The following is a 25,493-nucleotide window of genomic DNA, read 5'->3' as shown; positions in this document are numbered from 1 at the left end:
CGTGCCCAGCCAGGACCCCGCCGAGCGGCGCGTCGTCGTCACCGGCCCGCCCCGCCGCACCCGGCGCGCCTCCGGCTACTACCGCCCGCGCACCGAGATCGACGAACAGACCACCCTCGGCCACACCTACGTCCGGTCCCTCATGCGCACCCAACTCCGCGCCGCCCTCGCGGTGTTCGCGTTCCTCGGCCTGCTGATCGGCCCGCTGCCCCTTGTCTTCGCCGCCACACGGGACGCCCGCCGCCTGGAGTGGGTGATCCTCGGCTTCTGCCTCTATGCCCCGATGGTCCTGCTCGCCCTGTGGTACGTCCGCCGTGCCGAACGCAACGAACGGGACTTCGTGCGCCTCATAGAGGACCGATGAACTCGAGCTACGCCGTCCCGGCGGTGGCCCTGGTGGTCGTGGCGACCGTCCTGGTCGGCGCCTTCGGCCTGCGCATCTCGCGTACCACCTCCGACTTCTACGTCGCCTCCCGCACCGTCGGCCCCCGCCTCAACGCGGCCGCCATCAGCGGCGAGTACCTCTCCGCCGCCTCCTTCCTGGGCATCGCGGGCCTGGTCCTGGTACAGGGCCCCGACATGCTCTGGTACCCGGTCGGCTACACCGCCGGCTATCTGGTCCTGCTGCTGTTCGTCGCCGCCCCACTGCGCCGCTCAGGCGCCTATACGCTGCCCGACTTCGCCGAGGCACGGCTGGCCTCGCATGCGGTACGGCGGCTGGCCGGGGCGTTCGTGGTCGGCGTCGGCTGGCTGTATCTGCTGCCCCAACTCCAGGGTGCCGGGCTGACGTTGACCGTGCTGACGGGCGCGCCCGACTCGCTCGGCGGGCTGATCGTGGCCGTCGTCGTGGTCGCCACGGTCGCCGCAGGCGGGATGCGCAGCATCACCTTCGTACAGGCCTTCCAGTACTGGCTCAAGCTCACCGCCCTGCTGGTGCCCGCCCTGTTCCTGGTCCTCGCCTGGCAGGGCGACGGCGCGCCCCGCCACGCCTTCGAGGAGCCGTCGACCTTCCGCGAGCAGCGCGTCGTACGCGTCGACGACAGCCTCGACCTGAAACTGGACCGGCCGCTGACCGTCACCGTGACCGGCACGGTCGACGGCCGCACACACGACGGCCGGCGGATCAGACTCCCCTCCGGCACCCACCACATCGAGCGAGGCACCCGGCTGACCTTCGCCAAGGGCACCACCGTCCCGGCCGCCGACCGCGGCACCAACGGCGGCATGTCGACCTCGCTGGCCTCGAGTCGCGAGGAACGCCCGCTGTACGCCACCTACGGACTGATCCTCGCCACCTTCCTCGGCACCATGGGCCTGCCGCACGTCGTCGTCCGCTTCTACACCAGCCCGCACGGCGTCGCCGCCCGCCGCACCACCGTGGCCGTGCTCGGTCTGATCGGCGCCTTCTACCTTCTGCCGCCCCTGTACGGCGCCCTCGGCCGCCTCTACACCCCCGAACTGACCCTCACCGGCGACGCGGACGCCACCGTCCTGCTGCTGCCCGACCGCATGATCGGCGGCGTGGGCGGGGACCTGCTGGGCGCGCTGGTCGCGGGCGGGGCCTTCGCCGCGTTTCTGTCCACGGCGTCCGGGCTGACCATGGCCGTGGCCGGGGTGCTCACCCAGGACGTCCTGCCGACGCGCGGTGTACGGCACTTCCGGCTCGGCACGGTGCTCTCCATGGCGGTGCCGCTCGCCGCCAGCGTCATCGTCGGCGGGCTACCGGTCGCCGACGCCGTCGGGCTGGCCTTCGCCGTCTCGGCCTCGTCCTTCTGCCCGCTGCTCGTCCTGGGCATCTGGTGGCGGCGGCTGACCCCGCCGGGCGCGGCCGCCGGGATGCTGATCGGCGGCGGATCGGCGTTCGTGGCGGTGGCCGCGACGATGGCGGGCTTCCCGGGCACGGGCCCGTTGCACGCTTTACTGGCCTGGCCCGCCCTCTGGTCGGTGCCGCTCGGTTTCCTCACGATGGTCCTGGTGTCGTTGGCCACCCCGGGGCGGGTACCGGGCGGGACGGAGGCGATCCTGGCCCGGTTCCATCTGCCGGAGGAACTGAGTGCTCCGCTTAGCGCTCCGCTGAGGGCACGGTGATCAGCCTGCGGGCCGGTGGGGGCTTGTCGCGCCCCGCGGTGGAGCCGCACATCGATACAGCCCCGCGCCCCTATCGGGGCGCGGTACAGCACCGGGTTTTCCTGTCGGCGGAGGTGAAGGCATGAGCGGATTCCTCGCCGGGCTGTGTGTGGCCGTGCTGCCGCTGCTGGCCGCCGGGTTCTGGCTCGGTAGACGCACCGCACGCCCCGAGAGCCTGGCCGGTCTCGGCACCCCCGTCGAGCACGCCACCTTCCAGACTTTGCACACCGCCTCCCTGGCCGCGCCCCCGCTGCGGGCCGGGCTGACGGAGGAGACCGCCCGCAAGTCCGCCCGCCGGCTGCGCACCCTCCTCGGCACGGACGCCCTGTGCCTGACGGACCAGAAGGAGGTGCTGGTCTGGGACGGCGTCGGCGGCCACCACCGAGGCGAGATCATGGAACGGCTCGCCGGACCGCTGGAGACCGGCCGAGGCGAGGCCTTCCGCCTCAAGTGCCCCGACCCTGACTGCCAGGTGCGCTGGGCGGTCGTCGCCCCGCTCACCGTCGACGACCGGGTGCACGGCGCACTGGTCGCCTGCGCGCCGCGCGAGTCCGCCGTCCTCGTCCGGGCCGCCGGGGAGGTCGCCCGCTGGGTGAGCGTGCAACTGGAGCTGGCCGATCTCGACCAGTCCCGTACCCGTCTGATCGAGGCCGAGATCAAGGCACTGCGGGCCCAGATCTCCCCGCACTTCATCTTCAACTCGCTCGCGGTGATAGCGAGCTTCGTCCGCACCGACCCCGAGCGCGCCCGCGAACTCCTTCTGGAATTCGCCGACTTCACCCGCTACTCCTTCCGCAGGCACGGCGACTTCACCACCCTCGCCGACGAACTGCACGCCATCGACCACTACTTGGCGCTGGTCAGGGCACGCTTCGGTGACCGCCTCTCCGTCACCCTGCAGATCGCCCCGGAGGTGCTGCCGGTCGCCCTGCCCTTCCTGTGCCTGCAGCCGCTCGTCGAGAACGCCGTCAAGCACGGTCTGGAGGGCAAGGCGGCGCCCGTCGGCAAGAGCCACATCAGCATCACCGCGCAGGACGCCGGCGCCGAGGCCCTGGTCGTCATCGAGGACGACGGCGCCGGAATGGACCCCGACCTGCTGCGCCGCATCCTCGCCGGCGAGGTCAGCCCCTCCGGCGGCATCGGACTGTCCAACGTCGACGACCGGCTCCGCCAGGTCTACGGCGACGACTACGGGCTCGTCATCGAGACCGCCGTGGGAGCGGGCATGAAGATCACCGCCCGGCTGCCGAAATACCAGCCGGGGGTGCACTCGGCCGGGCGGCTGAGCGAGGAATGAGCGGCACGTGGTGCGGATGCGTCACGTGCTGCGGGAGGCGACCATCCCGAGGGTGAGCAGGCCCAGCACGACCCAGCCGAACCACAGCCAGCCGTTGGAGCCGAGGGCCACCGTGTAGGCGGTCACGACGACGAGACCGCCGACCGTGATCGCACCCATTGCCTTCGTAGAACCGTCCGTGGAACCGGGCATCGCAACACCCTCCTCAGGATTCGTTCCCCTCCATGGTGCCCCCGTTCTGCTTGCGTACGGTGCAGACGACGAAATGCGTGCCCGACTTCCAGGCGCCCTGGCTGCTCCAGGAGCCGGAGGTGTAGACCGACGGGTCGAAGCCGTAGTCCTGCGGCGGCACGTCCTTCGCACAGGCCGCATCCGACTGCGTACGGGCCTCGGTGAGCGTGACGTCCCTGCCCAGCCGGGTGAAACCGAGCACCTGCTCGTCGTGCGGGCCGCCGCAGGACACCAGCCGGGCGTCCCGGTTGGAGCGGGTACCCAGACAGTCACGGCGCTGCATGTTCGCCGTGTCGGTGAAGTCCGAGCCGACCTTGCGCCGATCGCCGAGCGGCCCGTACACCGGCCCGTGCGCGCCCAGCACCAGACAGGCGGTGCGCCGTCCCGCCGCCTCGAACCCGGCCCCGGTCGGTACGACGGCGACGCTGCGGACGTCCGCCAGCCGCTCCCGGATCTCCTGCGTCCGCTCCTCGCACCGGGCAGGCCCCAGCTTGCCCGCCTCGTCCGCGGAGGCGGCCGTCACGAACGCCATCACCTGCCCGTCGGGAGCCTTGTCCCGGCAGGACGGATCCGGCGTCAGCCGCGGCACCCCCTGGAAACGCTCGCCCGGCCAGTCGGCGAGCACGCACTCCCCGTCCTTGAGCGGCGCGGAAAGCCCCACGGCCGAGCCGTACGGCGCGGCCGCGTCGTCGCCGCCGCTCTTCTGGTGCGCCATGGCGTACCAGACACCTCCCAGGGCCAGCACCAGACCGAGCGAGACGGCGAGAACCGCCCGCAGCGCCCGCGGGAGCTCACGGCGACGGTGGGCGGGGCCGGCCCCGGACGCGACGACCGGCCCGAAGCCGTCCGTCCCGGAGCCGGGCGGAGGGGGAGCGGGCGCAGCGGCCACCCCGGCCCAGGGCGGCTGCGAGCCGAGGTCGGTCCGGGTACGGGTGTACGAGTCGGCCTGCGGCGTGACGATCCGCGACAGCGCCGCCTCCGCCTCCGTCGCGGACGGCCGCCGCCCGGGATCCTTCACCAGCAGCGCCTGCAGTACGGGCCCCAGCGCACCGGCACGCACCGCCGGACGCGGCTCCTCCATGACCACCGCGGTGACCTCGGCGAGGTGCGACTCGCGCTCGAAGGGGCCGTGGCCCTCGACGCCGTGGTAGAGCGTGCAGCCCAGCGAGAACAGGTCGGCGGCCGGGGTCGGCGGCCCGCCCGTGGCCCGCTCCGGCGCCAGATACCCCGACGTCCCCACCAGCACGGACGCCAGCGTGTACCGCGTCTCGCCGGCGTCCGGCTGCACCGAGATGCCGTAGTCCGTGAGCAGGATGCGCCCGTACGGCGCTCCGGAGCGGTCCGGCGCGAGCAGGATGTTCGCCGGTTTCACGTCCCGGTGCAGGACGCCCCGCTCGTGCCCGGCGGTCAGCGCGTCCAGCACGGCCAGCCCGACGCGGGCGCACTCCGCGGGCGCGAGCGGGCCGCGCGTCTCGACCAACTCCTTGAGGTCGACGGCGCCCGCCACGTACTCCATGACGATCCACGGCAGCCCCTCGTGCTCCAGTACGTCGTGCACCGTGACCACATGCGGATGGCCGCGCAGCCCCGCCGCGTGCCGGGCCTCCGCGCGCGCCCGGGCGACCCGGGCCTCCCGCTCGTCGCCGGTGGGGTCCGGATCGCGGAACACGATCTCCTTGAGCGCGACCTCGCAGGCGAGTCTCTGGTCGTGGGCGAGCCACACATGGCCCATGCCACCGCTGCCGAGCCGGTTCAGCAGCAGATAACGGCCGGCGATGACCCGGCCCACTCCCGACGTAGGTGATCCTGAATGCATCCGGTGACTCCCGGGTTCTGCGGAGGCGCTACGTGATCGCGATCGAGGCGGCCCCGGAACTCGCGGGCTCACTCGTGGCGGGTGCGCTGCTCACCGGCCCGCTGGAGGCCGGAGCGCTCGTGGTCTCGGGCGGCGGGGCGCTGGTGGTGACCGGTTCACTGGGCGGGGGCGCGCTGCTCGTCACCGGTTTGCTCGGTGGCGGGGCGCTGCTGGTGACCGGGGCGCTGGTCGCGGGCGAAGCGGTCGTCGACGGCGAACTGGGCGGCGCACTGGACGGGGGCGCCTTGGAACTGGGCGGCGCGCTCGACGTCGGCGCGGAGGACGACGGCCCTGGGCCGCTGCTGGACGGCGACGACGGCGAGGACGGCGACGCTGGTGAGGAGCGGGACGACGACGGCGAGGACGGGGGCGCAGTGGACGGTCCGGACGTCGAGGGCGGCGGGGGAGCGGTGGACCCGGGGGACGTCCCCGCGGCCACGCTCAGCGTCACGTATGCCCCGAACCCCAGCTTGCTCCCGGCCGGCGGGTCGGACGCCGTCACCTGCGCGTCGTCGGGCGGTCGCGCCTTCCCGGCGTACCCGGCCGCGAGCCCCGCGTCGGCCAGCCGTCGGCTCGCGTCCCCGAACGTCGTCCCGGCGAGCTGGGGCACCGCCCGTTCCTCACGTGTGTCGAAGGTCTTGTCGTGCGCGCCCGTCGTGCCGACCGGCCGGTCGATGCCCAGGGCGGGATCGCCGACGTCGACCAGAGCGAGCCGCTGTATTTTCCGGGGCGCCGGCTGCACGGCCACCACGGAGGAACGCTGATATCCCCGCCACTTCTTGTTCCCGTCCTCGAACTTGACCGAAATCCTGTTCGTGTCACCCGTGAAGGGGCGCAGTGGATTTCCGCACGAGCACTTCACAGCCGGAAGTCCCTGTTCATCGACGAGTACGGCGATTCCCGCCTGCAGCAGGGAGTTGAAGGGAACGGCCTTTCCCTTCTTGTAGTCGTGATTCTGCACGAGCGTGTCGTGACGCAGGAGAACTGGAGTGAGCCGGTCGAGGTATCCCGGAATCTCATCCGTGGTGATGTTCAGCGCGGTCGCCCACGCCTGCGCCTTCTGATGATTCCTGGGGTCCGTGAGGAATGCCTTGAGCTGCTTGACGTCGCAGATGGTCGGCTCCCTCGTGCCCCCGTACAGTCCGGGAGTGTCCCCTTGCTGCAGACTGCCGTGCACCGTCTGCGGCCTGATCGCGGCGTCGTGGCCCAGCCCGCTGCCCTCGTCGAAGAAAGGCGCCAGAGAGGGAACTCCCGCGGCCACCGCCTTCACGACGAGCAGCGGCGTACTTCGATCACAGCCGCTGAGCGCCACCACGAAAACGAGCAGGACGGCGATCCTGCGAATCGCGGATTTCCCGGCTCCTTGCATAAATGCGCGAAGTGTCATCACCGCTCCCCCCGGCGGTTCCCCCAATGCACTTCATGCTACTGAATGCTTCCGAATGGCGAAGCCTTCAACGCCCGCGTGCGTTCAATGAGGCCAAATAGGCGTTGTATGCCTCGAGTTCCTTGTCGCCGTCACGGTCGGCGGCGCGGTCCTTGCGCCGGGCCTGACGCTGCTCGGAGCCGTACCACTGGAACAGCAGGGCGATCAGCACCAGCACGGAGGGAATCTCACTGAACGCCCAGGCGATGCCGCCGGCCGCGGTCTGGTCGGAGAGAGCTTCGATGCCGAGCGAGGCGGGCGGGTTCTTGAACGTCTCCACCATCGGCGTCGACGCCATCATCAGCGCGATGCCGAAGAACGCGTGGAACGGCATGCCCGCGAACAGCTCCAGCATCCGCATCAGATAACCCGGCCGCTGCGGCCCGGGGTCCACCCCGATGATCGGCCAGAAGAACACGACGCCCACGGCGAGGAAGTGCACCATCATCGCGATGTGCCCCGCCTTGGAGCCCATCAGGAAGTCGAAGATCGGGGTGAAGTACAGCGCGTACAGGCTCGCGATGAACAGCGGAATGGTGAACGCGGGATGCGTGATGATCCGCATGTACCGGCTGTGCAGCAGCATCAGCAGCAGCTCGCGCGGACCCTTGCGGCCCTTGCCGGCGGTCGGCAGTGCGCGCAGGGCGAGCGTGACGGGGGCGCCGAGCAGGATCAGGATCGGCGACAGCATGCTGATGACCATGTGCTGGACCATGTGCACGCTGAACATGATCATGCCGTAGTCGTTGAGCTTCGTGCACATCACCAGCCCGATGGTCAGCACACCGATGACGAACGACACCGTCCGCGCCGCCGACCACTTGTCACCGCGCCGCCGCAGCCGCAGCACGCCGTACGCGTACAGCCCGAGCCCCACCAGGCAGGCCACGAGGAAGAACGGGTCCGCCGACCACTGAAGACCCCGCCCCAGCGTGAACGGCGGCAGATCCATGGTCATGCCGTGCCCGCTGTGATCCATTACGCCGGCTCCTGATTCGTGGGGGGTTGTGCGATGTGTCCGCCCCACAGACTAGAACCGCCCCCGGCGAACATCGTCACCGGGGGCGATTCTTTGATGCCGTACTGGATCGGTTTGTGCGCTAGAGCACGCACTCCGCCTCGTCGTACCGCTCGGCGGGAACCGTCTTCAGCGTCTCCACCGCCTCCGCCAGCGGGACCATCACGATGTCAGTCCCCCGCAGCGCGGTCATGTTGCCGAACTCGCCACGGTGCACGGCCTCCACCGCATGCCAGCCGAAGCGGGTGGCGAGCACACGGTCGTACGCGGTCGGCGTGCCGCCCCGCTGGACGTGCCCCAGGATGACCGGCCGTGCCTCCTTGCCGAGCCGCTCCTCCAGCTCGATGGAGAGCTGGCGGGCGATACCGGCGAAGCGCTCGTGGCCGTAGATGTCCTTGCCGCCCTCGTCGAACTCCATGGATCCGGCCCTGGGCTTGGCGCCCTCCGCCGCCACGACGATCGCGAACCGCTTGCCGGCCTCGAACCGCTCGCCGACCCGCCTGGCCAACTCCTCGATGTCGAAGGGCCGTTCGGGGACGACGATGGCGTGCGCGCCGGCCGCCATGCCGGAGTGCAGCGCGATCCAGCCGGTGTGCCGGCCCATGACCTCCACGACCAGGACGCGCTGGTGGGACTCGGCGGTGGTCTTCAGCCGGTCAAGGGCCTCGGTCGCGACACCGACGGCCGTGTCGAAGCCGAAGGTGACGTCCGTGACCGCGATGTCGTTGTCGATGGTCTTCGGGACGCCGACGATCGGCAGCCCGCTGTCGTACATCAGCCGGGCCGCCTTCAGCGTGCCCTCACCGCCGATGGGGATGATCGCGTCGAGGCCGAGCTCCTCGACATGGCCCCTGGCCCGTTCCACGCCGTCGCGCAGGTGCGAGGGCTGGACCCGGGAGGAGCCGAGGATCGTGCCGCCGCGGGCCAGGATGCCGCCCACCGCGTCGAGGTCGAGCTTGAGGTAGTCGCACTCCAGGAGACCTTTCCAGCCGTCCCGGAAGCCGATGACCTCGTCGCCGTGGTCGACGACGGCGCGGTGCACGACGGACCGGATGACGGCGTTCAGGCCGGGGCAGTCGCCGCCGGACGTGAGGACACCAATGCGCATAGCCCGAAAGAACCTTCTCAACGTGGGCCGGGACCGGACCACGTCGTCCGGCACGAACCCCGCCACCCTAGCGGCAGGAGGGGGCGGGGCCGAAGCATGCGTCCGCCTGCTGGACGACCCCGCTCACCTGTGCGGACGGGGCGTCAGACGGGCTGGTGGAGCGGAGCTTGAATCCAGGTGTCAGGCGGGCTGCTGGGCTGCTGAGATGCGCTCGTTGCGCAGGGCCTCGTACCAGCGGTCGTCGGTCGGGGGCAGCGCGTTCACGTCGAGCGCCAGCTTCAGCAGCAGGTCGGCGATCAGCGGGTTCCGGGCCAGCACGGGCCCGTGCATGTACGTACCGAAGACCGTGTCGTTGTACGCGCCCTCCGTGCCGTCACCCGTGCCGTTGCCGTTGCCGAGCTTGACCTGGGCGAACGGCCGGGCCGTCGGTCCGAGGTGGGTGACGCCCTGGTGGTTCTCGAACCCGGTCAGCGGGGGCAGGCCGAGGCGCGGGTCGATGTCGCCGAGCACGTCACCGACGCAGCGGTCGCCCTCACCCCGTACCGAGACCACGTCAAGGAGCCCGAGTCCGGGCTCGCGCTGGCCGAGGTCGTTGATGAACTCGTGGCCGAGGATCTGGTACCCGGCGCAGACCGAGAAGACGATCGCGCCGTTCTCCACGGCCCGGTACAGACCGCCGTCCCGACGCAGCCGCTCGGCCGCGAGCCGCTGCGGACGGTCCTCGCCGCCGCCGATCAGGTAGATGTCGCCCGAGGTCGGGATCGGCTGGTCGCTGCGCACGTCGAGGCGCGCCACGTCGAGGCCGCGCTGCCGGGCCCGGCGCTCCACGACGAGGACATTGCCCTGGTCGCCGTATGTGCTGAGCAGGTCGGGGTAGATCCAGACGACCCGCAGGCTGTTGTCGCTCACAAATGTCCCCTGAGTGTCAGTTGCCGACGCGGCGGCGCAGGTCCTGGAAGGCGGTGTAGTTGGCGATGACCTCGATCCGGCCCGGCGGGCTCATCTGCACCGCCTGGTCGAGGTCGTCGCAGACCTGGAACTGCTGGTTCGCGACCTCCAGACGCACCGCGAGGTCCAGCTTGCGGTCACCGATCACACAGATCGGGTGGCCGGTCAGACGCGTGTAGTCGACGTCCCACAGCCAGGAGGTGTCGGTGCCGTCGGCGCTGCGCGCGTTCACCGAGAGGATCACCGGGGTGGGCGGAGGATCGATCAGGCTGAACGTTTCGAGCCAGCCCGCCGGGTTCTTCGCCAGCAGCAGCCGCAGGTCGCGCTGTTGGAACTGCACCACGTCGTAGCGTCCTGCGACGGCCTGCACCTGGTACATGCGTTCCAGGGCGACCTGCGGCGGCACACCGAAGACGGCGGCCACGGCGGCGGAGCTGGCCGCGTTGGCCTTGTTGGCGCGGCCGGGCAGCTGGAGGTGGATCGGCCAGGCGGACCCGTGCGGGTCGAGCACGTGGTCGCCGGAGAGCGCCCAGCTCGGCGTGGGCCGGCGGAAGCCGCACTCACCGCAGAACCAGTCGTCGCCCGGGCGCTGCATCACGCCACCGCACGACGGGCAGGACCAGGCGTCGTCCTTCCACATCTGCCCGGCGGCGACCCAGATCACATTGGGGGAGGAGGACGCGGCCCACACGACCAGCGGGTCGTCGGCGTTGGCGACGATGACCGCCTTGGAGCCGGCCAGCCCCTCACGCCAGTTCTCCGCGAGCATGCGGGTCTCCGCGGCGCGGTCGAGCTGGTCGCGCGAGAGGTTCAGCAGGGCGATGCACTTCGGGTCGGTGTCGCGGGCGACCCCGGCGAGGTACTTCTCGTCGACCTCGATGACCCCGAACCGGGCGTCCGAGCTGCCCGCGAGGGCCGAGGTGATGCCGGCCGGCATGTTGGCGCCGAGCGCGTTGGAGACGACCGGGCCCGCGGCGCGCAGCGCCTCGGCGATCAGCCGGGTGGTGGTGGTCTTGCCGTTGGTCGCCGAGACCAGGGTGACGTCCAGGTTCTGGGCGAGCCGCGCGAGGAGGTCGGGGTCGAGCTTGAGCGCCACCCGGCCACCGATCACCGAACCGCTCCCGCGCCCCGCGGCGCGCGATGCCGCCGCGACCGCCTTGCCCGCGGTCACGGCCAGCTTGGCCCGCGGCGTGAGCGGGTCCGAGTTGCCTGCCATGAGTTCTCGATCCTCCTTGCGTACGCGCCGCGCCTCTGCCTGACGGCAACGTGGTGTGGACCTCAGCCTATCGAGATCCATTCGCAGTCCAGAACCGCCGTACCCTGACGGCCATGCGAAACAGCTCCATTCCGGGCGCCCGAGGGCGCGTCCGGCCCCTCACCCTGCTCGGGGACCCGGTCCTGCACACGCCGTGCGAGGAGGTGACCGACTTCGGCCCCGGACTCGCGGCACTCGTGGAGAACCTGTTCGCGACGATGTACGCGGCGCAGGGCGTCGGCCTGGCAGCGAACCAGATCGGTGAGTCTTTGCGTGTGTTCGTGTACGACTGCCCCGACGACGAGGATGTTCGTCACGTCGGCCATGTGGTGAACCCCCGGCTCGTCGAGACGGACGGCGTGGTGATCCGGGGCCCGGAGGGCTGCCTGTCCCTGCCGGGCCTGGAGGCGGGGACTGAGCGCTACGACCATGCGGTCGTCGAGGGGTTCACGGTGACCGGGGAGCCGGTCACGGTCCACGGGACGGGGTTCTTCGCGCGGTGTCTGCAGCACGAGTGCGACCACATCGAGGGCGGGGTCTACGCGGACAGGCTGAGCGGCTGGCGCCACCGCCGCTTGATGCGACAAGTGACGCGAGCATCGTGGCGCCGGACGAGTGTGCGTATGTAGGGGCGCGGGGCTGTCTCGATTTGCGGCTCCGCCGCGGGGGCGCGATCAACCCCCACCGACCCGCAGACGAAACACAACCCTCAGAACCCCGGACCACCTATCTTGTCGCCGGCGGCAGCCAGCCGACCCCACAGCAGATCAGCCAAGCTGCGGACCAACTCCGCCCGAGAGCAAGGGCGTTCGCCAAGCCACCAGTCCCCGGCGGCATGCATCATCCCGACTATCCCGTGCCCCCACACCCGGGCCAGCTGCTGACCGCCCGGCCCGAGGTCCAGCCGGTCCTCGATGACCTGCGCCAACTCCTCGCCCATACGCCGAAGCAGCGGAATCGAATGCTTGCCGACGTCGAAACCCTGCTCCCCGCCGGGGCTGCCCTCCGCCGGATGCATCAGGAACCGGTACACCTGCGGACGTGCCTCGATCGCCGCGAGGTACGTGTCGAGGGTGGCCTCGACCCGCTCCCGCCGGTCCGCCGGGGCGTCCAGCGCCGCCCGGAGCGAGTTCAGCAGCGCGTCGGTGTGCCGCTTGGCCAGTGCGGCGTACAGTCCGCTCTTGTCGCCGAAGTGCCGGTACAGGATCGGCTTGGTGATGCCGGCCTCCGCGGCGATGGCGTTCATCGAGGCCTGCGGTCCGTCGCGCAGCACCACCCTGTCGGCGGCCTCCAGCAGCTCGCGCCGACGTCGGTCGGCGGACCGCTGCTGCTCGGTCCGCTGTGTGGTGTCCATGAGCTCTCCCCACCCGTGCTTGTTCGGTGACGCCTGCGCAAACTAACACTCAACATGGCCCCTGCATCGAACGGGCTGCCGACCCGTCATCAGGAGTTGACTTTTCCTACCCGTGAGTAACACACTGGAGTTACCGCTAGTAACATGCAAGAGCACCGTCGCCGCTGGAGGGGACATGGCCGAGTTCACCATGGAGCTCAACGACGAACAGAAGGAGGTCCGGGACTGGCTGCACGGCTTCGCCGCCGACGTCATCCGCCCCGCGGCCGCCGAATGGGACGAGCGTGAGGAGACTCCCTGGCCGGTCATCCAGGAGGCCGCGAAGGTAGGCATCTACTCCCTCGACTTCTACGCCCAGCAGTACTTCGACCCCACAGGCCTGGGCATTCCGATGGCCATGGAGGAGCTGTTCTGGGGCGACGCGGGCATCGCCCTGTCGATCGTAGGCACTGGCCTTGCCGCCGTGGGCGTTCTCGCCAACGGAACCGAGGAACAGATCGGGACCTGGATCCCGCAGATGTACGGCGATCCGAACGATGTCAAGGTCGCCGCGTTCTGCTCCTCCGAGCCCGATGCCGGCTCCGACGTGGGCTCCATGCGTACGCGTGCCGTGTACGACGAGGCCAAGGACGAGTGGGTGCTCAACGGTACGAAGACCTGGGCGACCAACGGCGGCATCGCCAACGTCCACGTCGTGGTCGCGGTCGTCGACCCGGAGCTCGGCTCCAAGGGCCACGCGTCCTTCATCGTCCCGCCGAACACGCCGGGCCTGTCCCAGGGCCAGAAGTTCAAGAAGCACGGCATCCGCGCCTCGCACACCGCCGAGGTCGTCCTGGAGAACGTCCGCGTCCCCGGCTCCTGCCTCCTCGGCGGCAAGGAGAAGCTCGACCAGCGCCTCGCCCGTGCGCGGGAGCGGGCCAAGGCCGGTAACGGCGAGCGCGTGAAGAACGCTGCGATGGCGACGTTCGAAGCCTCGCGTCCGGCGGTCGGTGCGATGGCGGTCGGTACCGCCCGGGCCGCGTACGAGGTGGCTCTCGACTACGCGAAGACGCGGGAGCAGTTCGGGCGGCCGATCATCGACAACCAGGGTGTTGCCTTCCAGCTCGCGGACATGCGGACGTCGATCGACGCGGCGCGGCTGCTGGTGTGGCGGGCCTCGTGGATGGCCGTCAACGGCAAGCAGTTCACTGCTGCCGAGGGGTCCATGTCGAAGCTGTTCGCCAGCGAGACGGCCAAGAAGGTCACCGCGCAGGCGGTGCAGATCCTTGGGGGCAACGGGTACACCCGGGAGTACCCGGTGGAGCGGATGCACCGGGATGCTGCGATTTACACGATCTTTGAGGGCACGAGTGAGATTCAGCGCCTGGTCATCGCCAGGACGCTCTCAGGAATGTCTATTCGGTAGTACGCGGGCTGCGGGCATGTGGGGGCTGGTCGCGCAGTTCCCCGCGTCCCTTAAGGGGGCGCGTCCGTCACCGGTGTTTCAGAGGTGTGAGTTGCTCGATGTCATACCTCGCCCGCAGTTCCTCGATCGCCGCATGGTCCGGCGGGCCCCCGCCGCCCAGGATCTCCAGCAGCTCCTCGAAGTACCGCTCGTGATCGGGCGGTGGGGATGCCTGGAAGAACATCTTCGCGGGGGTGTCCGTCGGGTTGGCGAAGGCGTGCGGGCAGCCCGGTGGTACGACGATGACCGTGCCGGGGGTCGCCCGGACCACCCGGTTGCCCGAACTCGACTCCCAGCGCTGCCAGTTGTCGGGGGTCCGTACCCGCGGCTCGAAGGCGAGGACGTCCAGTTCGCCTTCGAGTACGTAGAACAACTCCTCGCTGCGGGTGTGGACGTGGGCGCCCACGTCGAAGCCTGGCGGTACCTCCACCTCGAAGGTGGACGCCGTGCGTGAGTGCGTGCCGGTCACCTTGAACGTCACGCGCTGGGCCGGGGTTTCGACGATCCGGCCGTGGCCCGGCGGTACCAGCAGGCCCTCCGTCGCCGTCACCGGCTGCTCACCACCTGACCGGCAGGGCTTCGGGACCGCGGATCAACGCCCCCTTCTTGAACGGCACTTGGCCGGGTGGTACGGCGAGCCTCAGGCCCGGAACCCGGTCCAGCAGAGCGTCGACGAGCAGCTGCGACTCCAGCCGGGCCAGCATGCCGCCCGGGCAGTAGTGCGGGCCGAAGCCGAACGACACATGAGGATTCGGGGCGCGGCTGAAGTCGATCGTCTCCGGGTCGGGGAAGACGTCCGGGTCGCGGTTGGCGGCCAGGTAGGAGACGTAGATCGGGTCGCCCGCGCGGATCCGTACGCCTCTGATCCGCACGTCCTCGGTCGCGATGCGGGAGAGGCCGACCGCGTTGCGGTGCGGGATGTAGCGCAGCAGTTCGTCGATGGCCTGGGGGCGGATCTCCGGCTCGGCGCGCAGCCGCTCGGCCAGGTCCGGGCGGGTCAGCAGCAGGTAGAACATCTGGCCGCTGTTGTTGGTGACCGCCTCGCCGCCGATCTGGAGGAGCACGGCAAGGCCCACGGCCTCCTCCAGGGTGATCTCCTCGCGGCCGACGGCGGCGCCGAGCAGGGACGCCACGTCCTCGCCGGAGCTGCCCTCCCGCAGGCCGATGAGATCGGCGAAGTAGGCACCCATCTCGTTCTTGGCCTTCTCGCTGACCTTCGCGCCGTGCGAGGAGGAAAGGATCAGCTGGGTCCAGGTGTGCATGCCGTGCCGGTCGGCGGCCGGTACGCCCATCAGCTCGCAGATCACCGCGATGGGGAAGGGGCTGAGGACGGTCGCCGTGAGGTCCGCCGGCGGGCCGTCCTGCAGCAGCTCGTCGACCAGTTCGTCCAGCAGCCGCCGGGAGCGCTCGCGTACCCGCTCCACGCCCTTCGCCGTGAACGCGGCGGCCACCGAGCGGCGCAGCCGGGTGTGGTCCGGCGGATCGAGGAAGCCGACCGCGCCGCGCTGCGGGATGAAGTGCGGGGCGAGCCGGGTGACCGGCTGGTCCATGACCGCCTCACGGCTGAAGCGGGGGTCGTTGGTCACCATGCGGACGTCGTCGTAGCGCGTGACCAGCCAGGCCCAGCCTTCGCCGTTGGGCAGCTGGATGCGGGTGACCGGGCCCTCACCCATCAGCTCGGCCAGCACCGGGTCGAAGTCGACGCCGGTCAGGTCGAGTGCCGGCCAGTGCCGGATCGGGGGGAGGGTCTCGGTGAGGGTCTCTTCAGTCATGCCGTACTCATGCCGTTCTGTCGTCGGGGCTGTGCCAGTGGCCCAGCGCCATCTCCGCGGTGATGCCGGGCCCGAACCCGGCCAGGAGCCCACGCGCCCGGTGTTTCGCGCCGCCCTCGTCGAACATCCGGCGCAGGGCGTCGAGGACGACGGCGCTGGCGATGTTGCCGTACTCGGTGAGCGTGGCCCGGCTGAACCGGAATGCGTGCGGATCGACCTGCAGAAACTTGCTGAGGTCGTCGAGAATGCGCGGGCCGCCGGCGTGGATGATGTAGAAGTCCAGGTCGGAGGCGTCCCAGCCGTGCTGTCCTGCCAGCTCCTGCAGCGCCGGCGCGAGCGGCTCCATGGTGCCCGGCACCCGCTTGTCCAGCAGGAAGTGGAATCCGGTGGCCCGGACGTCGTACATGATCCACTCTTCGGTCTTCGGGATCAGGTACGAGCCGTTGCGCACCAGCTCGATGCCCTCGCCGCCCCGTCCGCGCACCACCGCGGCGGCGATCCCGTCGCCGAACAGACCGTTGGAGAGCAGGGACCCCACGCCCAGGTCGGTGGGCTGGTAGCACAGCGAGCAGAACTCGCAGGCCACGATCAGGGCATTGGCGTCGGGGTAGGCGGAGCAGAAGTCGTGCGCCCGGTTGATCGCGGCTCCGCCCGCCGCACAACCGAGCTGGGCTATGGGTATCTGGCGGGTGGTGCTGTCGAAACCCATCTCGTTGATCAGCCAGGCCGTGAGCGAGGGCATCATGAAGCCCGTGCACGACACATAGATGATCACGTCGATGTCCTTGGTGAGGAGCTCCGCGTCGTCGAGCGCCCGCTGTATGACGGCGGGGACCCGGGCCTTCGCCTCGGCTTGATAGACCTTGTTGCGCTCCTCGAAACCGGGATGCTTCAGCGTTTCTTCGATGGGCTGCACGATGTGCCGGGTGCGAACGCCGGTGTTCTCGATCAGCCGGAGGGCCAGCGGCAGTTGCGGATGGTCGGCGTGGCGGGAGCGAGCCAGCTCCAGCGTCTCCTCCATCGTGATCACATGCTCTGGGACGGACACCGAGGGTCTGCACAAAGTCGCCATGAACCGTCCTGCTTTCGCCGTCCGGAAGGCTTTCGGCCCCCCGGGTCGAAACGGGTTCACCTCTGGGGGTGGTTCACCCACGATCACCCGACGAGGCGACGATCTCGCGCCGGACTACTCCGTATCGGGGACCCCGTGCCAAGGTCGATGCAGGAGCCCCACATCCGACCGCATGGAGGACGCGATGACGCGTACGGCCACGGAACTGCTGGAGACGACCACCGCCAAGCTCGCCCCGGACCCGCAGGCCAACCCGCTCGTCCCCCTCATCGCCCGGGGCGAGGCCTCCCGCGACACCCTCGCCACGCTGGCTCTGGAACAGCACTGGGTGATCCCGGCGGACCGCCGTGCGTTCCTCCATCTGGCGCAACGCGCCACCGAGGAACCGGAGGCCGCCGCGTTCTTCGAGATGCTCGCCGACGGCGAGGCACTGGCAGCCGAACGGCTGCAGCCGTTCGCGGCAGCCTGCGGCATCGACGAAGCAAGGACGAGCGCCTACGAGCCCCTGCCGGGCTGCCAGGCCTACCCGTCCTACGTCGCCTGGCTCGCGCTCAACGCCTCCCCGACCGACGCGGTCCTGGCCATCACAGCCAACTTCTCGGCGTGGGGCGGCTATTGCGCCACCATCGCCCAGGCGCTACGCGTCCACTACGGCTTCCAGGACGAGTCCTGCGCGTTCTTCGACTTCTTCGCCCAACCGGCCCCGGAGCTGGACGAGAGGGCAACAGCAGCGGTCCAGGCAGGCCTGGACGCGGGTTTCCTCAACGAGGAGCAAGCACATGGTTATGGCCGCCTGCTCCAAAGCTACGAGGCCCTTTTCTGGTCCACGTTGCTGCAGCTGGCCTAAAGGGGCGCGGGGCTGTTTCAATGTGCGGCTCCGCCGCGTGGGCGCGAGCAACCACACACAACCCGCACCCGGCAACGAACCAACAACCCCTACGGCGCAGTCCCACTGCTATGTGCAATGCACGCCACATCAATCCGATCGGCGAGCTTCGCAAGCTCAATCGTCAACGCCGCAACCGTGTCCTCATCGAGCCCGACCTCCCCCGCCTCCACAAGATGCAGCCACCGCCCACCCACCGTCCGCAGAAGCTTGCTCACATCAGCCGCAGCCACCTGCAGGACACCGCGGTCATCGACGATCAGAGGCAGAGTCACTTCGCGGTTCACAACCGGGATGTTAGCCGCGCAGCCCTCACGCACCGTGCCAAACCGTCGTGATGTTGCAGAACTCCCGGATTCCGTGCCCGGACAGCTCACGCCCGTAACCGGACCGCTTGACCCCGCCGAACGGGAACGCCGGGTGGGAGGCGGTCATCCCGTTGACGTACACGGCGCCCGCCTCCAGGTCCCTCACGAAGCGGTCCACCTCCGCCTCGTCCCGCGTCCACACGTTCGAACTCAGCCCGAACGGCGAGTCGTTGGCGATGAGCACGGCCTCGTCGAGGTCGGACGCGCGATACAGCGTGGCGACGGGCCCGAAGGCCTCCTCGCGGTGGATGCGCATCTCGCGGGTGATCCCGGTGAGCACGGTCGGCGGGTAGTACCAGCCGGGCAGCTCGGGCCGGCGCAGCCGATGGCCGCCGCACAGCACCTGGGCCCCGCTCCGGCGCGCGTCCTCGACCAGTTCCTCCAAGTCGTCGCGCCCCTGCTCGCTCGACAGCGGCCCGACGTCCGTGTCCTCCTCCATCGGATCGCCGACCTTCAGTGCCTTCATGCCCTCCACGAAGCGTTCGGCGAAGGCGTCGTAGACGTCCGTGTGCACGATGAACCGTTTGGCGGCGATGCACGACTGCCCGTTGTTCTGCACGCGCGCGGTGACCGCGATCTGCGCGGCCCGGTCGAGGTCGGCGGAGGGCATGACGACGTACGGGTCGCTGCCGCCCAGCTCCAGCACCGTCTTCTTGACCATGTCCCCGGCGGTCGACGCGACGGCCCGTCCGGCGGGTTCGCTGCCGGTGAGGGTGGCCGCCTTGACGCGTTCGTCGCGCAGGATGTCGTCGACGGCGCCGGAGCCGATCAGCAGGGTCTGGAAGCAGCCCTCCGGGTAGCCGGCCTGGTGGAACAGGTCCTCCAGGAAGAGGGCGGTCTGCGGGACGTTCGAGGCGTGTTTGAGCAGTCCCACGTTGCCGGCCATGAGTGCCGGCGCCGCGAACCGGATCACCTGCCACAGGGGGAAGTTCCACGGCATCACGGCGAGGACGGGGCCGAGCGGCCGGTAGCGGACCCGGACGCGGGAGGCACCTGAGTCCTTCACGTCGAACTCCGAAGGCTCCTCGTCCGCAAGGAGTTCCTCGGCGTGGTCGGCGTACCAGCGCATCGCCTTGGCGCACTTGGCGGCCTCCGCACGCGCCTGCTTGATCGGCTTGCCCATCTCGGTGGTCATGACGCGGCCGATGTCCTGCTGGATCTCGTCGAGGAGACCGGCGGCCCTGTTCATCAGGCGGGCGCGTTCGGCGAAGGGCGTCGTCCGGTACGTGCGGAACGTCGCCTCCGCGAGCTGGAGCCGGCGTTCGAGCTCCTCCTCGCCCATGGCCTCGTACGTCTTGAGTGTCTCGCCGTTCGCCGGGTTCACCGTCGCGATGGGCATGGCTGACCTCCTGGGGGCGGGCTTGATTCGACCTTCCCGCGCGCTGCCGCTGACCGCAACGCGTGGGCGGCTGTGCGGTTACTCCGACTACTCGGATTCCTCCGAGTGCTCCGCCAGCCGGTCGAGAAACGTGGTCTGCGCCTTGACGATCACATCCCGGGCGTGGTCGAGCCCGAACCACTCCACCCGGTCCAGCTCGGGGAACTCCCGGGTCTGCCCGGACCGCGGCGGCCACTCCATCCGGAACGTGCCGGGGACGATCGTCGCCGGGTCCAGGTCGGCCTCGACCGCCCAGGCCGTGACGGTCTTGCCGCCCGTCTGCCGGACCTCGCCCAGCGCCACCGCCTCCCCGTCGGGCGGCTCAAGACCGAGCTCCTCCTGGAACTCGCGCCGGGCCGCGTCCCAGGCCGTCTCCTCCTCGGGCTCGTACTCGCCCTTGGGGACGGTCCACGCCCCGGCGTCACGCTTGGCGAAGAACGGCCCGCCCATGTGGCCGAGCAATACCTCCAGGCCATTGCCGGTGTGCCGGAACAACAGCAGGCCTGCACTGCGCTTGACCTTGGCGGCGCTCACGGCTTCACCTCCGGGTGCGCGGCGAGCAGCGTCTCGACCGTGTCCGCCTCCTCCGGGCGCTTGTCCTCGCGGTAGCGCACCACGCGGGCGAAGCGGAGGGTGACACCGGCCGGGTAGCGGGTGGACCGCTGCAGGCCGTCGTAGGCGATCTCGACGACGAGTTCGGGGCGTACGGTCACCACATGGCCGTTGGTGCCCGTGGCCAGCTCCTGGAGGCGTTCGGTCTGCCAGGTGAGCATCGCGTCGGTCATGCCCTTGAAGGTCTTGCCGAGCATGGCGAAGGAGCCGTCGGCGTTGCGGGCTCCGAGGTGGAGGTTGGAGAGCTTGCCGGTGCGTCGGCCGTGGCCCCACTCGGCGGCGAGCACCACCAGGTCGAGCGTGTGGACCGGCTTGACCTTCAGCCAGGACGCGCCGCGCCGGCCGGCGCTGTAGGCGGCGTCGAGGCCCTTCACGACGACGCCCTCGTGGCCGCGCTCCAGGGTCTCGGCGAGGAAGTCCTCGGCCGCGCTCACCTCCTCCGGACCGGAGACCAGGGCGCGCCGTACCCGCATCGGCTCCGGGACCAGCCGGGCGAGCTCGGCGTGCCGCTCGGCGAAGGGCAGGTCGAGCAGGTCGCGGTCGTCGACGGACAGCGCGTCGAAGAACACGGGGGAGACGGGGACGGTCTCGGCGGCCGTCGCCACGTCCACGCGCGAGCCGACGCGCCCGGCCGTCTCCTGGAAGGACCGGGGCCGCCCGTCCTCGCCGAAGGAGATCACCTCGCCGTCCAGGATGAACCGGCGGACCTTCAACTCCAGGGCGGCCGTGGTGAGTTCGGGGAGACGGTCGGTGATGTCGTCGAGGGTGCGGGTGTAGATCCGTACGCTGTCGCCGTCCCGGTGGACCTGCACCCGAATGCCGTCCAGCTTCTCCTCGACCGCGCACGCACCCAGCTTGTCGACCGCCTCGGCCACGGAGGACGCGCTGTGCGCCAGCATCGGCAGGACCGGGCGGCCCACGGTGAGCCGGAAGCGGTCCAGGGCGGCCGGCCCGTCGGCGAGCAGCGCCTGCGCCACCGTCTGCAGGGAGCCCGCGAGCATCACCGCCCGCCGTACGTCCGCGGGCGGTGCCTCGGTGGCCTGCGCCAGGCCCTCGACGGCGACGGCGTCCAGGGCGCCCTGCCGTACCTCACCGGTCAGCAGTCCGAGCAGGAAGCGCTGCTCGTCCTCCGTGGCCGCCCCCATCAACTCGCCGACCAGCCGGGCCCGTTCGGCCTGCGAACCGGTGCCGGAGACCTTGCCCAGCTCGCTGAGGAGGGCGTCCACCTGCCGCACGGTGAGCGTGGGTGCGGCGGCCGGGGCGACCGGGCGGCCGAGCACCTTCCAGCCGACGCCGAGCCGCCCCTGCGGCAGCCGTCCCGCCAGATACGGGATCACGATCGGCACGTCGTCCGCCTCGGCGTCCCGGAACAGCTCGGCGAGCAGAGCGATCTTCCGGGACCGCGCCGAGGTGGCGGCGACCTCCTGGGACACTTGGGCCAGGCGGGCAAGCAGCATGCAGCCATCCTCCAACGGAGGCGGGCGCTCTACACCCGGACGGCGGTGGTTCTACGCCGGTGCGGCCGTGTCGAGGTCGGTCATCAGCAGCTCCCCGTTGATGAAGGCCCCTGCCCGGTAGCCCCCCGCCGCCGCGTTCACGACCTGCTCGGCGAAGCCCATGGCGTTGCCGACCGCCCAGACGCCCGGCACGGAGGTGAGCCCGGTCGGGTCGACCACCGGGTACGCGCCGAAGGGTGTCTCCTGGAGCTCGGCTCCCAGCCGCTCCAGCAAGCCCGTCTGCGGGACCGGGCGGGGCGCGGTGAAGACGACCTCGCGGGCGTGTGTCGTGCCGTCCGTCAGACGTACGCCGGTGAGCCGGTCGTCCTGCACCACCAGCTCCGCGACCTCGCCGGGCACCACCTTCACCCCGGCCGCCGCGAGCCTGCGCAGATCGTCGTCCGTCAGCTCCTCCTCGGCCACGGAGTGCAGGAAGAGCGTCACGTCCTTCGACCACTGGGACACCATCAGGGCCTGGTGGACGCTCAGTGGGGTCGTGGCCAGTACGCCGAAGGCCTGGTCGCGGACCTCCCAGCCGTGGCAGTACGGGCAGTGCAGCACGTCCCGGCCGAAGCGCTCGGCAACGCCGGGCACCGTCGGCAGCTCGTCCCGCAGCCCCGTGGCGATCACGAGCCGCCGTGCCCGCACGGTCCTGCCGCTCGCGAGGCCGACCGCGAACTCCTCGCCCTTCGTGACGTCCACGGCCCGGTCGCGGACCAGTTCCACGCCGTATCCTGCGATCTCCTCCCGACCGATCGCCAGGAACTCGGCGGGTGGCATGCCGTCCCGCGAGAGATAGCCGTGCATATGGGCGGCGGGCGCGTTCCGCGGCTCGCCCGCGTCGACGACGAGCGTGCGGCGCCTGGACCGGCCCAGGACCAGCGCCGCGGAGAGCCCGGCCGCGCCCCCTCCGACGACGATCACTTCGTACTGCTCGCTGTGCTTCTCGGCCATGGGTGACCACCTCCACGCCCGACGGTCGCCCCACCGCTGCCGTATTGACAAACCTGTTTGCCGAAACTGCAATGTTGTCCATGAACGGCGACGACACGGACGAGGTCCTCGCGGAGGTCGGCCCCAGGCTGCGCCGGATCCGCAAGGAGCGAGGTGCCACGCTCGCCGGGCTCTCGGCGGCGACCGGCATCTCGGTGAGCACGCTGTCCCGGCTGGAGTCCGGACTGCGCAGGCCCAGCCTGGAGCTGCTGCTGCCGATCGCGCGGGCACACCAGGTGCCGCTGGACGAACTGGTCGGCGCGCCGCCGGCGGGGGACCCGCGGGTACGCGGCAAGCCCCAGGTGCGGCACGGCCGCACGTTCTGGCCGCTCACCCGGCAGCCAGGCGGCCTCCAGGCGTTCAAGGTGCTGGTACCGCAGAGCACGGAGGAGCCCGAACCGCGCACCCATGAGGGCTACGAATGGCTGTACGTGCTGTCCGGGCGGCTGCGGGTCGTGCTGGGCGAGCACGAGGTCGTCATGGTGGCGGGGGAGGCGGCCGAGTTCGACACGCGGGTGCCGCACTGGTTCGGGTCGACGGGGGAGGGACCGGTGGAGTTCCTGAGCCTGTTCGGACCGCAGGGGGAGCGGATGCATGTGCGGGCTCGGCCGAAGCGGTCCTGACGGGCCGTCATGAAGGGCACTTGATACGGCAACTCGGCGCCAGCGCCCGGTTGTTGGCCGCTCCGCTTCTCATCAGCACCGGCTGTGTGACCGCTGTGACGGGTGTTGCACACTGAGCTCATGACACGCATGAGGAAGATCGCAGCCGCGCTGCTGGCCGCCTCGGCCGCGCTGCTCGCGACACCCCCCACCGCCTCCGCCACCCCCATCCCGCACAAGACCTTCTTCAAGGAGAACTTCGACCGCCTTCCCCTCGGGCCGGTCACCGCGGGCCGCGGCTGGAGTGCCGACACCTCCAACGGTTCGCTGACCGTCGAGCCCAGCGCCACCGGCCACGGACACGAACTGCGGCTCCACACGGAAGGCAACGGCCGCGCCTTCCTGGTCCTGTCCGATCTGGCACCCGCCGGCAACAGCTTCTGGGCCCGGTTGCGACTGCGCGTGGACCGCCTTCCCACGGCTCCCGACTGGGCGCACTGGACCATTGCGGAGGCTTCCGGTGCCGATGTCCCCACGCTGGTAAGGCCGTTGGGCGGCCAGTACGTTCCCACCTCGAAAGGCAACTTCTGGGGGGTCGGCTCCGATCTGGGTCCCACCGGGGACTGGACCGCCTGGAAGACTTCCGCTCCCGCCGCGGCCGGGACCTGGCAGTGCGTCGAATTCCACCTCGACGCGACCGACAACCGTGTCACCGTCTACCTGGACGGCGCGGAGCAGCCCGAGTTGACGGTCTCGACCAGGCAACACGGCGGCACGGCGGACGACTTCGTCTTCCCGCGCTTCGACAAGCTGAAGCTGGGCTGGCAGTTGTACCAGGCCGACGCCACTCCCTCCTCGTACGACATGCACATGGACGACGTGGCGCTGAGCGGCAAGCGCGTCGGCGGGTGCGGATCATGACGGGACGTCCGCCGCGCGGGGCGGTCCTGCCGGGTCGGACCGGGGCCATGTGCTGAAGGTCGGTCCCGACGCGGCGCACACCGTACTGGTGCTGGTCCCGGGCATGTTCGGGGTCGCGTTCGTTCTGGGGTCGCGCGCCGTTCAACGGCCGTTGCGGGCTCGGCTTGCGGGCGGGTTCAGCGGTGGGTGGACGGGCCTCCGTTCGCAAGGGGCGGACGGGATGTCCTGGTGGCCCGGGAGGCGGTGCGTCGCCCGCGGGCCGGGGTTTTCCAGCTCGGCGGTGGCGGCGCGGTCGAGGCACGGACGACGAGGTCGACCCGCGGGCCACTCGGCGGCAAGGGCTCTGCCTTCGGGTACTCGATGGCATGCACCAGGCGCTTGAGCCCTTCCTGGGCCACGGCGTCGAACGGTTGCCGCACCGTGGTCAGGGGAGGAGCCACATGGGCGGCGACCGGGATGTCGTCGAAGCCGACGACGCTGACGTCGTCCGGCACGCGCCGGCCGGCCTCCGTCAGCGCGCGGATTCCGATCGCCATGTCGTCGTTGGCGGCGTAGACAGCGGTGACACCGCCGTCCTCGGCCGGCTCCCGTCCCGCCCGGTGGCCGGAGGCGGCGGACCGGTCGCCCGCGACGACCGGGGGCACGTCCCGGTCCTGCGCGGTCAGGGCCGCCCGCCATCCCTCCAGATGGTCCCGGGCGGCGTACCACCGCTGCGGGCCAGCAAGGTGATGGACCGTCATATGGCCGAGATCCAGCAGATGTTCGGTGGCGGTCCGGGCCATCAGGTCGGCGCCCTGGCCCGTGGTCAGCACCGTGGGCGCCGTGACGGACGGCGGTGCCTCGATGAAGAGGACCGGAACGTCGAGGCGGAGAAAGGGCGCTTCGTCGTCGGCCTGCTCGTCGATCGGTTCGGAGATGACGATGCCGTCCACGCCCTGATCGAGGAGCGAGTCCACGGCACCCGCGACGCCCGGCGGGTCGCCCTCCGCCGTGTTGACCACGCGAAGCGCGTAACCGGTGTCCCGGACGACCCGCTCGACACCCATGAGCAGCGAGGCGGGGCCCGTACAGCGCCGTGCCCAGCGTCACCACGCCGATCGAGCGGGTGCGCCCGGAGGCCGGCGCGCGGGCGGCGTTGTTGAGCCTGCGCCCCGCCCTGTTCCTCGCGTCATGGTGCCTCCCGGTGACCGTTCGACGGAGCTCAATGATCCCGTTCGCAGTCCGGCTGACCCTGCGGATGACTGCGCTGTCATGTCTGCGTAGTCATGTCTACGCAGTCATATGGGCGGCGTGAAGGGTTCGGGGCGCATCCGTAGCCTCAAGGGACGGG

General features: G+C 70.5%; 24 protein-coding genes and 1 pseudogene. 8 read left to right on the top strand and 17 right to left on the bottom strand.

The genetic code is table 11. From position 1 onward, the window contains the following. Position 1 precedes the first annotated feature (1 nt). The 3 genes from ACWDAG_RS29350 to ACWDAG_RS29340 all read left to right on the top strand — a co-directional run bounded on the left by ACWDAG_RS29350 (position 2) and on the right by ACWDAG_RS29340 (position 3,424). Entirely contained in the window at positions 2 to 364 is a 363-nt protein-coding gene (locus tag ACWDAG_RS29350) for a hypothetical protein (protein WP_450698560.1), read from the top strand. Continuing rightward, positions 361 to 2,088: a sodium/solute symporter gene (locus ACWDAG_RS29345; RefSeq protein WP_450698559.1), complete on the top strand. Its 1,728-nt coding sequence runs from the start codon at positions 361 to 363 to the stop codon at positions 2,086 to 2,088. The genes ACWDAG_RS29350 and ACWDAG_RS29345 overlap by 4 nt, the downstream gene beginning before the upstream one ends. Positions 2,089 to 2,209: 121 nt before the next feature. Further along, a complete protein-coding gene (locus ACWDAG_RS29340) occupies positions 2,210 to 3,424 on the top strand; it encodes a sensor histidine kinase (RefSeq protein WP_450698558.1) in 1,215 nt (404 codons plus the stop codon). A 21-nt stretch (positions 3,425 to 3,445) separates the two neighbouring features. On the opposite strand, the gene ACWDAG_RS29335 is transcribed toward ACWDAG_RS29340, so the two are convergent. From ACWDAG_RS29335 to ACWDAG_RS29305, 7 genes are all read right to left on the bottom strand, one after another. Beyond that, complete coding sequence (locus tag ACWDAG_RS29335) at positions 3,446 to 3,616, bottom strand: hypothetical protein (RefSeq protein ID WP_030928253.1); 171 nt, start codon at positions 3,614 to 3,616, stop codon at positions 3,446 to 3,448. A gap of 13 nt (positions 3,617 to 3,629) precedes the next feature. Then, complete coding sequence (locus ACWDAG_RS29330) at positions 3,630 to 5,471, bottom strand: protein kinase domain-containing protein (protein WP_450698557.1); 1,842 nt, start codon at positions 5,469 to 5,471, stop codon at positions 3,630 to 3,632. A gap of 28 nt (positions 5,472 to 5,499) precedes the next feature. Continuing rightward, a complete protein-coding gene (locus ACWDAG_RS29325; RefSeq protein ID WP_450698640.1) occupies positions 5,500 to 6,879 on the bottom strand; it encodes a DUF6777 domain-containing protein in 1,380 nt (459 codons plus the stop codon). A gap of 85 nt (positions 6,880 to 6,964) precedes the next feature. Beyond that, positions 6,965 to 7,915: a cytochrome c oxidase assembly protein gene (locus tag ACWDAG_RS29320; RefSeq protein WP_450698556.1), complete on the bottom strand. Its 951-nt coding sequence runs from the start codon at positions 7,913 to 7,915 to the stop codon at positions 6,965 to 6,967. Positions 7,916 to 8,036: 121 nt separating this feature from the next. Further along, positions 8,037 to 9,062, bottom strand: coding sequence for a 6-phosphofructokinase (locus tag ACWDAG_RS29315; protein WP_450698555.1), 1,026 nt, complete (start codon positions 9,060 to 9,062; stop codon positions 8,037 to 8,039). Positions 9,063 to 9,242: 180 nt separating this feature from the next. Then, positions 9,243 to 9,971, bottom strand: a complete 729-nt coding sequence (locus ACWDAG_RS29310) for a type 1 glutamine amidotransferase (RefSeq protein ID WP_450698554.1) — start codon at positions 9,969 to 9,971, stop codon at positions 9,243 to 9,245. 16 nt (positions 9,972 to 9,987) lie between these two features. Beyond that, positions 9,988 to 11,226, bottom strand: a complete 1,239-nt coding sequence (locus ACWDAG_RS29305; RefSeq protein ID WP_450698553.1) for a MurT ligase domain-containing protein — start codon at positions 11,224 to 11,226, stop codon at positions 9,988 to 9,990. A gap of 113 nt (positions 11,227 to 11,339) precedes the next feature. Here ACWDAG_RS29305 and def point away from each other — a divergent pair, with 113 nt between their 5' ends. Beyond that, a complete protein-coding gene (gene def, locus ACWDAG_RS29300) occupies positions 11,340 to 11,894 on the top strand; it encodes a peptide deformylase (RefSeq protein WP_450698552.1) in 555 nt (184 codons plus the stop codon). A gap of 80 nt (positions 11,895 to 11,974) precedes the next feature. Here the strand turns inward: def and ACWDAG_RS29295 are convergent, their stop codons facing one another. After that, the gene (locus ACWDAG_RS29295; RefSeq protein WP_099927154.1) at positions 11,975 to 12,619 is read right to left on the bottom strand and encodes a TetR family transcriptional regulator; all 645 of its coding nucleotides are present in this window, start codon (positions 12,617 to 12,619) and stop codon (positions 11,975 to 11,977) included. A 175-nt stretch (positions 12,620 to 12,794) separates the two neighbouring features. On the opposite strand from ACWDAG_RS29295, the gene ACWDAG_RS29290 reads away from it, so the two are divergent. Then, a complete protein-coding gene (locus ACWDAG_RS29290) occupies positions 12,795 to 14,024 on the top strand; it encodes an acyl-CoA dehydrogenase family protein (RefSeq protein ID WP_450698551.1) in 1,230 nt (409 codons plus the stop codon). Between the two features lie 67 nt (positions 14,025 to 14,091). On the opposite strand, the gene ACWDAG_RS29285 is transcribed toward ACWDAG_RS29290, so the two are convergent. From ACWDAG_RS29285 to ACWDAG_RS29275, 3 genes are read right to left on the bottom strand one after another with little or no spacing between them, the layout of a single operon-like run. After that, positions 14,092 to 14,613 (bottom strand): cupin domain-containing protein, encoded by a 522-nt coding sequence (locus ACWDAG_RS29285; protein ID WP_450698550.1) that lies wholly within the window; start codon positions 14,611 to 14,613, stop codon positions 14,092 to 14,094. A 7-nt stretch (positions 14,614 to 14,620) separates the two neighbouring features. Then, a complete protein-coding gene (locus ACWDAG_RS29280) occupies positions 14,621 to 15,835 on the bottom strand; it encodes a cytochrome P450 (protein ID WP_450698549.1) in 1,215 nt (404 codons plus the stop codon). A gap of 7 nt (positions 15,836 to 15,842) precedes the next feature. Continuing rightward, a complete protein-coding gene (locus ACWDAG_RS29275) occupies positions 15,843 to 16,967 on the bottom strand; it encodes a type III polyketide synthase (protein WP_450698548.1) in 1,125 nt (374 codons plus the stop codon). Positions 16,968 to 17,091: 124 nt separating this feature from the next. Between ACWDAG_RS29275 and ACWDAG_RS29270 the strand changes: the two genes are divergently transcribed. Beyond that, complete coding sequence (locus ACWDAG_RS29270) at positions 17,092 to 17,754, top strand: thiaminase II/PqqC family protein (protein ID WP_450698547.1); 663 nt, start codon at positions 17,092 to 17,094, stop codon at positions 17,752 to 17,754. Positions 17,755 to 17,843: 89 nt separating this feature from the next. Here ACWDAG_RS29270 and ACWDAG_RS29265 read toward each other — a convergent pair whose 3' ends face one another. From ACWDAG_RS29265 to ACWDAG_RS29245, 5 genes are all read right to left on the bottom strand, one after another. Beyond that, entirely contained in the window at positions 17,844 to 18,080 is a 237-nt protein-coding gene (locus ACWDAG_RS29265) for a DUF6213 family protein (RefSeq protein WP_450698546.1), read from the bottom strand. 25 nt (positions 18,081 to 18,105) lie between these two features. Continuing rightward, positions 18,106 to 19,500 (bottom strand): NADP-dependent succinic semialdehyde dehydrogenase, encoded by a 1,395-nt coding sequence (locus ACWDAG_RS29260; protein WP_450698545.1) that lies wholly within the window; start codon positions 19,498 to 19,500, stop codon positions 18,106 to 18,108. A gap of 87 nt (positions 19,501 to 19,587) precedes the next feature. After that, positions 19,588 to 20,073, bottom strand: coding sequence for an NUDIX domain-containing protein (locus ACWDAG_RS29255; RefSeq protein ID WP_450698544.1), 486 nt, complete (start codon positions 20,071 to 20,073; stop codon positions 19,588 to 19,590). Further along, positions 20,070 to 21,608, bottom strand: coding sequence for an ATP-dependent DNA ligase (locus ACWDAG_RS29250; RefSeq protein WP_450698543.1), 1,539 nt, complete (start codon positions 21,606 to 21,608; stop codon positions 20,070 to 20,072). Before ACWDAG_RS29250 ends, ACWDAG_RS29255 begins: the two co-directional genes overlap by 4 nt. A 51-nt stretch (positions 21,609 to 21,659) precedes the next feature. Beyond that, on the bottom strand, positions 21,660 to 22,601 hold the full coding sequence (locus ACWDAG_RS29245) for an NAD(P)/FAD-dependent oxidoreductase (protein ID WP_450698542.1): 942 nt from the start codon (positions 22,599 to 22,601) through the stop codon (positions 21,660 to 21,662). A gap of 80 nt (positions 22,602 to 22,681) precedes the next feature. On the opposite strand from ACWDAG_RS29245, the gene ACWDAG_RS29240 reads away from it, so the two are divergent. Together ACWDAG_RS29240 and ACWDAG_RS29235 are read left to right on the top strand one after the other, a co-directional pair. Beyond that, the gene (locus tag ACWDAG_RS29240; RefSeq protein ID WP_450698541.1) at positions 22,682 to 23,263 is read left to right on the top strand and encodes a helix-turn-helix domain-containing protein; all 582 of its coding nucleotides are present in this window, start codon (positions 22,682 to 22,684) and stop codon (positions 23,261 to 23,263) included. Between the two features lie 120 nt (positions 23,264 to 23,383). Beyond that, a complete protein-coding gene (locus ACWDAG_RS29235) occupies positions 23,384 to 24,163 on the top strand; it encodes a hypothetical protein (protein ID WP_450698540.1) in 780 nt (259 codons plus the stop codon). 176 nt (positions 24,164 to 24,339) lie between these two features. Here ACWDAG_RS29235 and ACWDAG_RS29230 read toward each other — a convergent pair. Next, positions 24,340 to 25,372, bottom strand: a pseudogene (locus ACWDAG_RS29230) (substrate-binding domain-containing protein). Positions 25,373 to 25,493 lie beyond the last annotated feature (121 nt).

The organism is Streptomyces sp. NPDC001157 (assembly GCF_053598255.1).
The sequence above is the reverse complement of the archived record's forward strand: the minus strand, read 5'-3'. Positions and strand labels throughout refer to the sequence as shown.

Coding starts and splice junctions, on each gene's coding strand:
- ACWDAG_RS29345 (WP_450698559.1), top strand. CDS start 361: ATGAACTCGAGCTACGCCGTCCCGGCGGTGGCCCTGGTGGTCGTGGCG.
- ACWDAG_RS29340 (WP_450698558.1), top strand. CDS start 2,210: ATGAGCGGATTCCTCGCCGGGCTGTGTGTGGCCGTGCTGCCGCTGCTG.
- ACWDAG_RS29335 (WP_030928253.1), bottom strand. CDS start 3,616: ATGCCCGGTTCCACGGACGGTTCTACGAAGGCAATGGGTGCGATCACG.
- ACWDAG_RS29330 (WP_450698557.1), bottom strand. CDS start 5,471: ATGCATTCAGGATCACCTACGTCGGGAGTGGGCCGGGTCATCGCCGGC.
- ACWDAG_RS29325 (WP_450698640.1), bottom strand. CDS start 6,879: ATGCAAGGAGCCGGGAAATCCGCGATTCGCAGGATCGCCGTCCTGCTC.
- ACWDAG_RS29320 (WP_450698556.1), bottom strand. CDS start 7,915: ATGGATCACAGCGGGCACGGCATGACCATGGATCTGCCGCCGTTCACG.
- ACWDAG_RS29315 (WP_450698555.1), bottom strand. CDS start 9,062: ATGCGCATTGGTGTCCTCACGTCCGGCGGCGACTGCCCCGGCCTGAAC.
- ACWDAG_RS29305 (WP_450698553.1), bottom strand. CDS start 11,226: ATGGCAGGCAACTCGGACCCGCTCACGCCGCGGGCCAAGCTGGCCGTG.
- def (WP_450698552.1), top strand. CDS start 11,340: ATGCGAAACAGCTCCATTCCGGGCGCCCGAGGGCGCGTCCGGCCCCTC.
- ACWDAG_RS29295 (WP_099927154.1), bottom strand. CDS start 12,619: ATGGACACCACACAGCGGACCGAGCAGCAGCGGTCCGCCGACCGACGT.
- ACWDAG_RS29290 (WP_450698551.1), top strand. CDS start 12,795: ATGGCCGAGTTCACCATGGAGCTCAACGACGAACAGAAGGAGGTCCGG.
- ACWDAG_RS29280 (WP_450698549.1), bottom strand. CDS start 15,835: ATGACTGAAGAGACCCTCACCGAGACCCTCCCCCCGATCCGGCACTGG.
- ACWDAG_RS29270 (WP_450698547.1), top strand. CDS start 17,092: ATGACGCGTACGGCCACGGAACTGCTGGAGACGACCACCGCCAAGCTC.
- ACWDAG_RS29260 (WP_450698545.1), bottom strand. CDS start 19,500: ATGCCCATCGCGACGGTGAACCCGGCGAACGGCGAGACACTCAAGACG.
- ACWDAG_RS29250 (WP_450698543.1), bottom strand. CDS start 21,608: ATGCTGCTTGCCCGCCTGGCCCAAGTGTCCCAGGAGGTCGCCGCCACC.
- ACWDAG_RS29245 (WP_450698542.1), bottom strand. CDS start 22,601: ATGGCCGAGAAGCACAGCGAGCAGTACGAAGTGATCGTCGTCGGAGGG.
- ACWDAG_RS29240 (WP_450698541.1), top strand. CDS start 22,682: ATGAACGGCGACGACACGGACGAGGTCCTCGCGGAGGTCGGCCCCAGG.
- ACWDAG_RS29235 (WP_450698540.1), top strand. CDS start 23,384: ATGACACGCATGAGGAAGATCGCAGCCGCGCTGCTGGCCGCCTCGGCC.